The 14,022-nt window shown below is 35.2% G+C and carries 7 protein-coding genes and 1 pseudogene (1 of these 8 only partly in view); 5 read left to right on the top strand and 3 right to left on the bottom strand.

The genetic code is table 11. The features are described 5' to 3' along the window. Positions 1-1,504: pseudogene (locus Q5O73_RS05540) on the top strand (RICIN domain-containing protein); it begins 416 nt to the left of the window's first position. A gap of 164 nt (positions 1,505-1,668) precedes the next feature. On the opposite strand, the gene Q5O73_RS05545 reads toward Q5O73_RS05540, so the two are convergent. Both Q5O73_RS05545 and Q5O73_RS05550 read right to left on the bottom strand, forming a co-directional pair. After that, complete coding sequence (locus Q5O73_RS05545) at positions 1,669-4,587, bottom strand: C1 family peptidase (protein ID WP_118589380.1); 2,919 nt, start codon at positions 4,585-4,587, stop codon at positions 1,669-1,671. A 500-nt stretch (positions 4,588-5,087) separates the two neighbouring features. Further along, positions 5,088-5,567 carry an S-ribosylhomocysteine lyase gene (locus Q5O73_RS05550; protein ID WP_302624870.1) on the bottom strand — a complete coding sequence of 160 codons (480 nt, stop codon included), beginning with the start codon at positions 5,565-5,567 and terminating at the stop codon, positions 5,088-5,090. A 188-nt stretch (positions 5,568-5,755) separates the two neighbouring features. Between Q5O73_RS05550 and rsmH the strand changes: the two genes are divergently transcribed. The 4 genes from rsmH (at position 5,756) to Q5O73_RS05570 (ending at position 12,470) form a co-directional block, all read left to right on the top strand. Then, the gene (rsmH, locus tag Q5O73_RS05555) at positions 5,756-6,820 is read left to right on the top strand and encodes a 16S rRNA (cytosine(1402)-N(4))-methyltransferase RsmH (protein ID WP_021953769.1); all 1,065 of its coding nucleotides are present in this window, start codon (positions 5,756-5,758) and stop codon (positions 6,818-6,820) included. An 84-nt stretch (positions 6,821-6,904) separates the two neighbouring features. Then, a complete protein-coding gene (gene trpS / locus Q5O73_RS05560; RefSeq protein WP_186840446.1) occupies positions 6,905-7,909 on the top strand; it encodes a tryptophan--tRNA ligase in 1,005 nt (334 codons plus the stop codon). Next, the gene (locus tag Q5O73_RS05565) at positions 7,909-8,592 is read left to right on the top strand and encodes a YjjG family noncanonical pyrimidine nucleotidase (protein WP_302669222.1); all 684 of its coding nucleotides are present in this window, start codon (positions 7,909-7,911) and stop codon (positions 8,590-8,592) included. Before trpS ends, Q5O73_RS05565 begins: the two co-directional genes overlap by 1 nt. A gap of 317 nt (positions 8,593-8,909) precedes the next feature. Next, positions 8,910-12,470, top strand: coding sequence for a CARDB domain-containing protein (locus Q5O73_RS05570; protein WP_302669223.1), 3,561 nt, complete (start codon positions 8,910-8,912; stop codon positions 12,468-12,470). A gap of 190 nt (positions 12,471-12,660) precedes the next feature. Here Q5O73_RS05570 and Q5O73_RS05575 read toward each other — a convergent pair. Further along, the coding region (locus Q5O73_RS05575) for a M15 family metallopeptidase (RefSeq protein WP_302669224.1) at positions 12,661-14,022 on the bottom strand (1,362 nt) is incomplete at its 5' end.

The raw sequence follows: 14,022 nt of genomic DNA on the forward strand, positions 1-14,022 counted from the left end.
AATATGGCCGGCATTCTGGATGCTGGGAGCTAATATAGGAAGCGTGGGGTGGCCGTCATGTGGAGAGATAGACATTATGGAGGCTATTAACGCAGAAAGCAAAACATATGGAACATGTCATTGGAATTGTAACGGACATGCAGAATATGGCAAGTCATCAGGAAACTTTGACAGGACCCAGTATCATACATACGGTTTACAATGGGATAATCAGTATATACGAATGTTTGTAGACGGAAATAAAATTTACGAGATGTATATTGAAAACAATGCGGGAGATACTGATGAATTTCACAAACCGTTTTATCTGTTATTAAATGTGGCAGTAGGAGGAAACTGGCCGGGATTTTCCATTGACAATAACGCATTTCCGCAGGAAATGAAAGTGGATTATGTTCGTGTATATCAGGATAATCCTTCATATTCAAGTTCATCATCTAATAATGTGGATGGAAATAACACATCTTCAGGTGGAAATTCATCAGGAAATTCAGGTTCAACTTCCACACCATCAAATGGTATGGGAATGAATTATGCAGGTTCTAATTCAGCAACAGCATATGTAAATGATTCAAAGTGGACAGACATTCATTATTCCGTAAATGGCGGAGGACAGCAGAATGTAAGAATGACTCAGTCAGGAAGCAAGGCTACATATACTATTAACGGATTAAATTCAGGCGACAATGTAAAATATTGGTTTACGTACTGCAATACATCAGGATACACAAGGGATACCGAAGCTTACACATATACTCATAAGTCAGGTGGAAGTTCAGGAGGTTCCTCAGGAAACACATCCAATGTAAATTCATCATCAGGGAATATATACATATATCAGGATATTAATTACGGAGGAAGAGTGGCATCCTTAGGTGAAGGCAGTTATAATCTGGCATCATTACAGGCAAAGGGATTTAAAAACGATGATTTGTCATCTTTGAAAGTTCCTTTTGGATACAAGGTAACTTTGTATGCAGATGATAATTTTAGCGGAAGAACAAAGGTTATTACTAATGATACAAGCTGGATAGGAAGTGATTTTAATGATATTACTTCATCAATTAAAGTGGAAAAAGCAAAATATACTATTATAAATAAACATAGTGGAAAAGTTTTGGATGTTTCAGGTTCTAATACAAATAATGGAGCTAATGTTCAGCAATGGGACAGCAACGGAACAAATGCACAAAAGTGGTACATTCATCAAAACAGTGACTATAGTTACACCATTACAAGTGTAATAAATGGTAAGGCACTTGATGTTGATGCATGGTCAAAGAATAATGGTGCTAATGTACAGATGTGGGATTGTGGAAACAGTCAGTCAAATCAGCAGTGGTGGCTGACGGAAGTTGGAGATGGATATTCAAGCATAATAAACAAAAACAGCAACAAGTGTCTTGACGTTTCAGGATGGTCAACGGCAAGTGGTGCTAATGTTCAACAGTATGATTACTATCAGCAGGCAAATCAGCTTTGGAAATTTGTATTAGTTGATTAATTACGTTGCAGAAGCCCCCCTTCAAAAAACGTAAAGTTGATTTGACTGTTTAAGTAATAATTCCCGGAGGCGGTATAACCGCATTCCGGGCCAATAAAAAGAGTGGTTACATGCAATATGTAATCACTCTTTTACTTTAGGTACGTTTTAAGAAAACGTATATTTTATTTAACTACAACTTTGAAGGTAACCTTATTATTGTCAGCCTGATAGCCTCCGTATTCTGAAGCATAGTCGTTAGTATCGTTTACCCATGCGGTAATGTTGTAAGTTCCCGGCTGTGAAAATGTTACATAACCCTCCTTATTGACAGAACCACCGCAGGCAAGGAGATAAACACCGTTATTGCTTCCAGAAATCGGTAAAAGACCATTAGGGTTATAGAAACTGTCACACCATGTAATATCAGAGGTATTTCCGTTGATTTGGAACTGAACACCAAGCTTTTTACCACTGTCAGATGTTACATCACCTACATTATAAACAGTTGCTCCAAATTTGATTTTATCTCCTACGTGTATATCGTTAGAGTAAAAATTATTCATTGTGCCATCAGAATAATATATGGTATTTTTTCCTGTTGTATAATTTTCGCATGTAAGCTGTTTTACAGTGAAATCATATCCACCAACAGTTTCATAGCATTTAAATACATCGTCGAATTTTACTTCGGTAGTTTTGCCTGAATCCAAATCTTTAACGATTGCATAAGCGCATAACTGACCTGTTTGGGTTACCTTTAGGTCTACAGATGTACCGGAAACAAAATCTGTTTCATCCAATGGAGTACGGTATTTATCCCATGGACTATAAGTGATAATTTTTGTGGCAACATTAGATTTATTGACATCATTAACCTTAAAATTAATAGTATCGTTCATCTTAACTTTATTATTCGTATTTGTCAGTGTGTCACTGGTTAGCTTACCAACTGTTAAAGGCTTTGTTTCCTCAACAGTAGTAGTTTCCTCAACAGTAGTAGTTTCCTCAACAGTAGTAGTTTCAGGAACCGTTGTGGTTTCTTCTACCATTGTGGTTTCCTGAGCTTCTTGGACATTAATTCTTAAAGCGTAAGAAAAAGCTATTTTGGTGATTTTACTTCTTACTCTTGCCGTGAGATAATATATTCCAGGATCATCAAAGGTCATAGTTGCAGTATTTCCGTCTGCAAAATCGTAAGATTTATATTGATAATAACCTGCTGTAACGGCAGATATACTGATTTCACAATCGGATGATTCCTTTAAATTGGCAGTAATGGTTACAGGTTCACCTACAGCAGGATTTGCATTTGATATATCCCATGATTCTACTTCAAAAGGAGTATTAGGAATAACTGTTACAGTGATTGTAAACTTATTGTTTGAAGAGAATCTTCCACCTAATTCATCAGGAAAATCATTTGTGTCATTTACCCATGCAGTAATTTTATATGTTCCCGGTTCAGAGAATGAAAATGTTCCGTTACCATTGTTTGCACCACCGTTAGATGTCAATTCAACACTTTTATGTGCATCAAGTCCTGATTTATTTACATAACTATCGCTCCATACATTAGGAATATTAACGTTATTGCCATTTTCATCAGTGATGGTGTAAAGAACACCTAATTTGGTATTATCCGGTGCTTTTCTACAACCTACGTTTTGCACTGTTGATGTTAGACTGAGAATATCACCTGTGCTGATAATATTTTTATCATCAGAAGTAATTGTGTGATTTGTGTATTTTAAATCAGTTACTTTAAAGTCATATCCATCACATAAATAATTTATGAATGGTAAAGCTTGTGAATTATTAGATAGTTCTTCTTTAGTGCACTGAAAATTTCCTACCATTCTATTTTCGTTATAATCATAAATGTAAGCATTATTAAGAGAGGTATATCCTTCCTCGTTGCCGGAATCAACTACAGTTAATTCATAATAAAAATCATTAAAATTGCTATGGTTAATTTCCGGAATAAGTACACCTAAATCATATGATAAGGTTCCGTTAGATTCACCTGTAATAAAACCACGACAATAAAATTTCTGAGATTTAGATTTACGCAGATCAGATTGACTATATGTATAAAAAGGAACTAAATCAACTTTAAATTTCTGTTCTGTATACTTTGAATATGCAGTAAGCTCTAAAAATGAATCATGAAGACAGGCTGAATCCACATCAACTTCTAATTTAATATCAGAATCGCTATTATAAGGTGCTACATTAATGGTGCTAATATTGTCAACCATATTAAAATCCTTTCTTATGGAGTCATAAGTCATCCAACAATAACCATCGTTAGCCCAGCTTTTGCCCCATGAGTTTGCAAATTTGAAAGCCCCCATTTCACCATCGTCAACTTTGCCGTTATAGTTTGAATCAAACCAAATGTTGTCGTCATAACCTACAAAGGTAACACGGTGTGGACCTTGTTGTCCATCTAAACCATAAACAATGCGGTCTCCGGTTAATGCTTTATTTGAAGAACCATTAGAGCTGTCTGTGATTGTTCCTAAATTCCAACTACGTGCATAAGAACTAAAGGACACTATTTTTCCATTTGTCAATAATTTTTTGATTTCTTTTATTTTAGCATCAGCACCAGCACAGTTAAAAAAAGATGCATTTGTTTCATAGGAATAACTTGAAACCCTATAGTTAGTACGATTTGACCATACATCGTTATCTGCATAACAGTTATCAGTAGAAAAATCATAGTTGGTGTCTTTCCATAATGGAACCCCATATGTTTGTAGGACTTCATAACATTCAGAATCATCAATTCCTTCTATACCATTATATGTATCAAACATATTGTATATAGCGTATGGAGAAAATACATTATCTCTTGTGGAAGGAACATTCATTGACTTATTCATTTCATAAGTAAACTGATAATATACCTCAGACATAGCTACACAACAGCCAACCCGCCCCTGATTTTCAATTTCCGGAAAATACGGGCTGGTGCTTAAATCCACGGCTGACGGCATATTACTTTCAGCCTTAACTTCTTTTGGAATGGCAATCGGTGTTATGGCAAGGGTTAATGCCAACAGCGAAGCCATTACTTTCTTAAATTTTTTTCTCATTTTCTAAATCCTTTCCTGGAACGATTTGATTTTTAGGTATCGTGCCAGAGAGTAATTATATATTGAAAAATAAATTACACAATATGGAAAAATCAATTTCGTGAAAATATGGAAGAAGATGTATCTAAAAAAATTAAAAATTAGACAAATTTTTAGTAGACAAAATCTGATTTTGCACAAACTGCACTTAAAACTAGTGCAAAAACAGAAACAATATATACATAATGATGAATACTAAAAAGATAATAAATATTCATGGTTTTTTGACAAAAATCCACAAAAATAAAAATATATTTACTAATTAAAACACTGAAAATACGGTGAATATATAAAAAAAGAAGGAATATAACAATAATTATAATAATGTTTTTATTAAAAATAACATATTATTATTATAAACATAGCATCGATGATTATATTACGGAAAAGTCTGCTGCATTGATGTTTATAGCTTTCAACACAGCAGACTCATATAGTAATCTGATAATATTTTGCAATAATTATTCCGGATACACCAGCCGTTCGTCGGTTATATTGCAAAGGACTTCATTGTAATATCTGTTACATACATATTTTGCCATATTTAAATTCATATCCAGATAATTACCGCAGTCTTTTGCACAGGCACCGGGAACGTCACCTTCAAAGTCTTTCATAAATAAGTACATTTCCTTTACTAAAGGAAGAATATCCTTAGATGTGTAATCTCCGGCTAAAACCATATAAAACCCTGTTCTACATCCCATAGGCCCAAAGTAAAGCACCTTATCCCTGTAATCAGGATGATTTCTTAAAAAAGTAGCACCTAAATGTTCAATGGTGTGAACTTCCGCAGTGTTTAAAACCGGTTCATAATTAGGTCGTGTCATTCTAATGTCAAAAGTAGTTATAACACAGTCTCCGGCAATATCCTTTCGGGACACATAAAGCCCCGGAAGAAGTTTCAAGTGGTCTATTGTAAAACTTGTAATTTTATCCATGAAAAATCTCCTTATATAATTCAAAAATATTTTGACAAAACAATACTTTAATTGTCTAAATAATTATATATTAATTAAGCCTTTACGGTCAACTTGTTTACAATATAGCAAATAATTTGCAAAAAATCAGTGACATAATAAATAAATGTGTTAATATAAAAGAGCCGACAAAAATGCAGGAGAGAAAAATGCAGAACAACAATATTAATAATGAAGAAACAAAAGTTCATAAAAGAAGGGTTCGTTATAAGGGAACTCATCCTAGAAAATTTGAAGAAAAATATAAGGAATTAAATCCTGAAAAATATAAAGATACCATTGAAAAGGTAATCAGTAAGGGAAGTACACCGGCGGGTATGCATATTTCTATTTGTGTAAAGGAAATAATAGATTTTTTACAAATCAGGCCGGGACAGAAAGGATTGGATGCAACTTTAGGATACGGAGGGCATACAACGGAAATGCTAAAATGTCTTGAAGGTGAAGGTCATATATATGGCCTTGACATTGACCCTATTGAAATAAAAAAAACAAAGAAAAGACTGGAACAAAAAGGTTTTGATGAGAAAATATTTACTGCGATAAATACTAATTTTAAAAATATAGACCAGGTGGCAAAGGAACACGGTCCTTTTGATTTTATTTTAGCGGATTTGGGAGTGTCATCCATGCAAATAGACAATCCGGAGCGTGGATTTTCATACAAGCATGAAGGCCCTCTTGATTTAAGGTTAAATCCCACAAAGGGAATTTCAGCGGCACAGCGTATTGCAGATATCTCGCTAGATGAGTTAGAAGGGATGCTTATTGAAAACTCTGATGAACCATATGCGTATGAGGTGGCTAAGGCGGTTATTGATAGTCGGAGACGGGAAAAAATTGAAACAACAACCCAGTTAAGAGAGATAATAGAAAAAGCTCTTCAGTTCTTGCCGGCAAAGGAAAGTAAGGACGAAATAAAGAAGTGTTGTGCCAGAACATTCCAGGCACTTAGAATTGATGTAAATAGTGAATTTGAAGTGTTATATGACTTTTTGGGAAAATTGCCTGATGCATTAAATCCCGGAGGAAGAGTTGCCATACTAACATTCCATTCAGGGGAGGACAGATTGGTAAAGAAGTCCTTTAAAGCGTTAAAGAAAGCGGGAATTTACAGTGATGTGGCAAATGAAGTTATAAGACCTTCAAGAGAGGAATGTAATATGAATCCCAGAGCAAAGTCCACCAAAATGCGTTGGGCAGTTAAGTTATAAAATATAATTTTAAAAGATATAATGAAACTTTGTTAAATTAGTGATATTATTATAAAGAAAAAGACAAGTTAGAGGAGAGATAAAATGATAGGAGATAAGAAAGTATTATACAGTGCCATGCAGTCAACAGGTACACTTACATTAGGAAATTACCTTGGAGCGTTGGATAACTGGATTAAATTAGCAGATGAATATGAATGTTTTTATGCCATAGCAGATTTACATTCTTTAACAGTTAGGCAGAATCCGGCTGAACTTAGAAAGAGAGCTAAGGACTTATATACATTATATGTTGCCGCAGGTCTTGATCCTGAAAAGAACTGCATTTATTTTCAGTCCCATGTTTCAGCTCATGCAGAACTTGCATGGATTCTTAACTGTTTCACATACATGGGTGAATTAAACCGAATGACTCAGTTTAAGGATAAGGCAGCTAAGCATGCAGATAACATTAATGCGGGTTTATTTACATATCCGTCACTTATGGCAGCAGATATATTGTTATATCAGGCAGATGTTGTTCCGGTAGGTGTTGACCAGAAACAGCACTTAGAGATTACAAGAGATATTGCTAACAGATTTAACGGAATCTACGGTGATGTGTTTACCATTCCGGAAGCTTATATTGGAAAGTCAACAGCTAAGATTATGAGCCTTCAGGATCCGACAAAGAAAATGTCAAAATCAGATGAAAATCCAAATGCCAGCATTTTGCTTATGGACGACCCTGATACAATTATCCGTAAATTTAAGAGAGCAGTTACTGATTCTGATATGGATATCCGTTATTCAGATGACAAGCCGGGAATACAGAATCTTATTAATATTTATTCCTGCATAACCAACAAGACAATAGAAGAAGTCGAAAAGGAATTTGAAGGAAAGGGATATGGTGATTTCAAATTAGCAGTAGGTGAAACTGTTGTTAGCAGATTAAAACCATTACAGGACAGATTCTATGAATTACAGAAAGAGAAGAAATATCTCGAATCCGTAATCAAGGAAAATGATGAGAAGGCAGCTTATTTTGCAAATAAAACATTAAGAAAAGTTCAAAAGAAAGTCGGACTTACAGAGAAAATCAGATAATGATAAGAAATATTTTAATGGATTTAGATGAAACTATTCTGGATTTTACTAAATGTGAAAATGTGGCAATAGCGGAAACATTTAAGAAAATTGGCATTGAGCCCACTTCCGAAAATGTTAAAAGATACAGCGCTATAAATGACTTACATTGGAAGAGGCTTGAACGTAAGGAAATAACCCGTCAGGAGGTTTTGATAGGCAGATTCAATATGCTTTTTAATGAACTTGGAGTTTCATATTCAGGCGAAAAGGCAAATGAAATATACAAGAAATGTCTGGGAAGTCAAAGTTTCTTTATAGATGGGGCATTAGAGACGGTGAAAGAGCTTTGCAAAAAGTATAATTTGTACATTGTATCCAACGGAACAGCTGTAGTTCAGGACAGCCGTATAGAAAAGGCAAAGTTAGCAACGTATTTTAAGAAGATTTTTATTTCGGAAAAGTTAGGAGTTAATAAGCCTGATGCACGATTCTTTGAACTGTGTTTTAAGGAAATGCCCGGTATAAAGAAAGAGGAGACAGTAATAGTAGGAGACAGCCTTACATCGGATATGTTAGGTGGAGAAAATGCCGGAATTAAAAATATCTGGTATAACCCGAAAAGTCAGAAGAATACTCTTGGAGTAAGCATCTGGCGTGAAATACATAGCCTTGATGAAATTGATGGTATAATAACAGAATGAATTTATATAAAAGCTTATATTGGCAGTTACACTACAGGTGGAAACCCATATAGGCTTTTTATTTAGTTTGATTAAAATTGAATAAATAAAGGGATTTGTTCTACTGAACAAAAACGATTACAAAATAATGACTAAAAAAATAAACAATTAAAAGAATTAAAAACGTGCATATTTCACAAAAATATGCATAACCCCCTTTTTATTATGTTTATAATAACAAAAAATGTGGAAAGGTTTAACGTTAAATGTTATAATATTGAACACAGATCCTTAATTGGGAGGAATTTGGTTATAAAAAATGAAAGAGAGGGTTATTAATGAGAAAAATTTTAAGACGGGCATTAGCAATAGTGTTAACGGCAGTAACTATTGTTCAGCCTATGGCAGGTTATCCCAGCATAGCTAAGGCAGCAGATGATAATGCTTCAATCAGCATTAACGGATACCAGATTAGTTCTATAGTTGAAGGTTACAGAACTATTTACACATTAAGTGATTCAAAATCACAAGTAGCTGTAAACAGCGATGGTTCAGCTAAGGTTGGGCTTATTTATGGTATTGGCGATAGTGTAAGCAATGCTGATACTGATTTGGTAATTGGTAATGTAGGTGGCAACATTATTAATAGTAGTGCCAGCATTACCGGAAAAAGTGATATCAATTATAGTAAAGATTCTTCAGACCAGAGTTATGTAATGACAATGAAGTTTGGAGATGGTGTATCAGCAGCATTTTATAATGCAAAAATTTATATAAGAGCATATGCACAGCTTAAAGATGGTTCTTACATATATAGTAATGCAAAGTCTCTTACAATTTACAAACTTGCAGATTATCTTTACAAGAACATTATGATGAGTAATGCTCAGGGACATAGTTATTTATATGACAGCATTTTGTCTGTTACAAACAGCTCATATAAGGAAGTCAGCTATGATTGGAACCATGCAATTGTTCCGGCAGAAAGTTCAACTCCTAAGCCTACAGTAGCACCTACAGAGAAGCCAACAGAAGCTCCTACAGTAGCACCTACTGAAAAGCCAACAGAGGAACCTTCATCAGAAACACCTGTAAATCCTGATCCGGATGATCCTGATGAAATTACAAATCTTTCTAAGGGAAAGACAGGAACAGCATCATCTACAGTTCATACATTCGTTGCAGCTAATGCATTTGATGGAAATACAGATACATATTGGGAAGGTTCAGGCGCTAATCAGACATTATCAGTTGATTTAGGTGCTGATGCAACACTTTCATATATTGTTGTTAAGTTAAATCCAAGCAGTGCATGGGGCGCAAGAACACAGAGAATTGAAGTGTTAGGTCATACACAGTATGCTACAGAATATACAACATTAGTTGCAGCAGCAGATTATAAGTTTGATCCTGCATCAGGAAATCAGATTAAAATTCCTGTAACAGGAAAGGCATCAGATGTTCAGCTTAAGTTTGTATCTAATACAGGTGCAGGCGGTGGACAGGCAGCTGAAGTAGAAGTATACGGTATTCCGGCTGATAACCCTGACTTTGTTATTACAGGATTAACAGCCAATAAAACATCTCTTTATGAGAATGAAGACCTTATTCTTTCGGCTGTAGTTAAGAACAGGGGAACATTAAGCTCAAAGGCTTCAACTATTACATTCTATCAGGATGACAAGAAGATTGGTACATCAGATGTTAAGGCTTTAGCGGCAGGAGAAAGCACAACAATCAGATTTAATGCAGGAAACCTTGATGCAGGTGAATATGCTATATCAGCAGTTGTTGATGAAGATAATCAGGTTATTGAAAAGAGAGAAGACAATAACTCACTTGCAATGTCAGGTAAGATAACTGTTAAGGAAGTAGAGAGCGTAGATATTGTTCCTATAGCTTCATGGTCACCTTCAAACCCTGGTATTGGTGATGAAGTTGACTTTACGGTAACTGTATCTAACAAGGGAAATCAGAACACAGCTGATTCAAGCAGAACAGTTACAGTTAAGATTAAAGATGAAAACGGAAGCGTTGTTAAGACATTATCAAGTGTTGTTTCAGGAAAGATTAATGTAGGCGAAAGCATTACAACAGATTTAGGAAAATGGACAGCAGCTAATGGTAAATATACAATTGAAACTTCTGTAACAGCTGATAGCGGAGAGCTTGATGTTAAGCAGAAAAACAATACGGTTTCTTCTTCATTGTATGTAGGACGTGGAGCAAACATGCCGTTTGTTACAGTTGAAGCAGAAGCTTTAAGCAACAAGACAACAGGTACAAGACTTGCACCAAACAGAAAACTTGCAGATTATGCCGGTGAAGCTTCAGGACGTTCAGCAGTATTACTTGATTCAAATGGAGAATATGTTGAGTTTACACTTCCATCAGCAACAAATGCAATTGTTCTTCGTGCTTCTATTCCAAAGGGAACAAACGGAACAGTAAGTGTATACGCTGACAATAAAAAGATTGGTAAAATTAATCTTACAACAGATTATTCATATCATATGGGTTCACCTTCATCACTTGGTCAGTTAGGATACAGTGACAGTGGAGATACAGCATATTGGTTATATGATGATGGACAGCTTCTTTTAGACAAGACATATCCAGCAGGAACTAAACTTAAGATTCAGAAAGATTCTGATGATGTTGAGTGGGTATACTGCGATATGGTAGAATTTGAAAAGGTTGCAGCACCATTAGAAAATCCGGATCCAAGCAAGTACTTAGATGCTTCAAATTATCAGACATTAGAAGCAGCTGTAAACGCAGCACGTATGAGCAGCACGTATACAGGTGTTTATATCCCGGCAGGTGAATGGACAATGACAGGTCAGATTACATTATACGGAAAAGCACTTGATATTGTAGGTGCCGGAATGTGGTATACAAAACTCGTTCCTGCAGGATCAAATGGTAGTGCAGGTTTTTCAATCCAGAGTGGAACAGACGGAACAAAGATTCGTGAATTATCTGCTTGGAGTAAGAGAAGAAACAGAAGTGACGGACCGGAAGGTAAGTTCATTAATACAGCAGCAGGAGTAAATCATATTACAGTTGATAATGTTTGGATTGAACATTTTACATGTTTATATTGGGGACAGAATGCTTCATACAACACATTCACAAATTGCCGTATGAAGAACACATTAGCCGATGGTATTAACATGACAAACGGTTCAAACTACAACGTAATTAGTAACTGTTACGCAAGAGGTACAGGTGATGACTCATTCGCATTATTTAGTGCAGCTGATGCAGGCGGAAGCATTAACACAGGAAATGCTTACTCTAACCTGACAGCAGTTTGTGTAAGAAGAGCAGCAGCGTTTGCTATTTATGGTGGTGAAGACAACACATTCAAGAACCTCTATGCAGCAGATACACTTACATACCCTGGTCTTACAATTAACAGCTATTCATTTGGATACCAGGCATATGGATTTGGAAGCAAGATGACATATGTTGATGGAATCACAATGGACAGATGTGGTGGAGATTACTGGACAAGCGTTGGTTCAGATGACCATATTAATGATTATCAGAACTTCGGTGCTATATGGGTATACTCAGGTGATAAGGAACTTAAGAACATCACAATGAGCAACATTGATATTAATGATCCTACATACTTCGGTATTATGATTCAGACAATGTACTCAGGAAGTGCTCTTCATACAATGAGCAATGTAAACTTCAAGGATATTACAATTAATAATCCGGGAAGATACGGTATTAAGTTTAACATTCGTGCAGAGCAGGGACAGGGATCTGTTGTAGGTTCATTCAACTTTGACAATGTTAACGTAAACAATCCGGGAGTTCAGTCAATGTATGGATTAAGCGGATGTCCTGATTGTACAGTTACAAAGACAAACTGCAACTGGTAAAACAGTAAATAATGAAATAATAAAGAAAATGGTTTGGAGCCTTAAAAAGCTTCAAACCATTTTTGCTATAATTGGAATAATGTAATCGTAAAATAGAGATAAGTTTTATTGGCAAGCAAAATGAAAAAATAGGCAGTTGGAAAATGAAAAATTCATAATCCAACTGCCTGAAATTCTTCTAAGATAAATATCACGTTCCCAGGTATGAAAAGTGCATATAATCTTTACGGTTACCCCAGAAACCACGGCTGAATCCGTATTTATTAAGGATAGAAACTAACTTACATTTTAAAGGTATGGAGTATCTGCTTTTTTTAGGCTTCCAGAAGGAACCGGCTAAAACCTGTCCGTTGTCTATCATATAGTTTTCATTTGAATTAATATCAAAAGCAGTTCCAATGCAGTGTTCTGATGCAGAACCCTTTCCACGCCAGTTATAGCAACCTATGTCATGAATAGGAAATCTTTCTTTGGATTTGTAGATTTCCTTAAACATCTGCTTAACAGATGGAGCGAGGTTTTTATGAACTCTGACGTAGAATGTACGGGTAAACTTTTTGCCTTTTGAATTTACATCCCAAACCTTGATTTTTACTTCCTTCATGTTTTTACCTGCTTTTGAAGCTGTAGAATACCATGTATTTTTACTGTTCCCAAACAGTCTGTGAATACGACTTTCGTAGGATTCGTTGGCATATGTAAAATAATCACAATATTTCTCATAAATTGAAGGCTCAACGCTAATAAGATTTTTTCCGGAAAGCTTTTTATAACCATAGACCTTATAGAAGTATGCAACACCGTTTTTTAATTTTTTATGGGTGAGACTTGTAGTGTTTTTATTTGAAATGGTTTTTAACTTTTTGTACTTTCCATTATATTTAGTTGAGTAATATACAATATAGCCGTCTGCATCAGAAAGCTTTTTCCATGTCAGTGTATTGGTAGACTTTTTCTTAGAAACAGCTTTGGTAATGCGGGTGGCATCAATTGTTGCCTGACCATATTTATAGCCTGAAAATGAACCATAATAGGTTGTGCCAAGATATGTTACATAAGGTCTTACCTTGTAATAGTAGGTTTTGCCAACAGTCAGGTTTTTGTCAGTAAAAGAAAGCACTGTTGTAAAATCGTAGAAATAATAGTGGTCATTTTTAATACTTTTAATTAAAGTGTAGGTGCCATTTGGAGCATCGCTTCGATACAAACCATAGCCCTCTGCATCATCAGAAATACTGAAAGTAATCTGCAATCCGTGAGATTTAACCGGCTTTACCGACTTAATGTATGTTGTATTAAGGGGAATAGTAGCATGAGCAAATGCCGGTTCGCTGTACACATCTTCATAATTATCATCGTATTTAACAGTAACTATTTTATAATAATATGTAACCTGGGTATAAGGGTTGTAATCTGTGAAATGAGTAGTATATACAGTATCATAATAATCATATTCACCATCCGGTGTAATGGAACGGTATATCATAAAGTATTCATAATCACTATTTTTTACACTCCAGTCAATACTAATGTAATAAGTTGATTTGTCAGC

The organism is Eubacterium sp. AF15-50 (assembly GCF_934835595.1).
GTDB lineage: Bacteria > Bacillota > Clostridia > Lachnospirales > Lachnospiraceae > Eubacterium_G > Eubacterium_G segne.

Coding starts and splice junctions, on each gene's coding strand:
- Q5O73_RS05545 (WP_118589380.1), bottom strand. CDS start 4,587: ATGAGAAAAAAATTTAAGAAAGTAATGGCTTCGCTGTTGGCATTAACC.
- trpS (WP_186840446.1), top strand. CDS start 6,905: ATGATAGGAGATAAGAAAGTATTATACAGTGCCATGCAGTCAACAGGT.
- Q5O73_RS05570 (WP_302669223.1), top strand. CDS start 8,910: ATGAGAAAAATTTTAAGACGGGCATTAGCAATAGTGTTAACGGCAGTA.
- Q5O73_RS05550 (WP_302624870.1), bottom strand. CDS start 5,567: ATGGATAAAATTACAAGTTTTACAATAGACCACTTGAAACTTCTTCCG.
- rsmH (WP_021953769.1), top strand. CDS start 5,756: ATGCAGAACAACAATATTAATAATGAAGAAACAAAAGTTCATAAAAGA.
- Q5O73_RS05565 (WP_302669222.1), top strand. CDS start 7,909: ATGATAAGAAATATTTTAATGGATTTAGATGAAACTATTCTGGATTTT.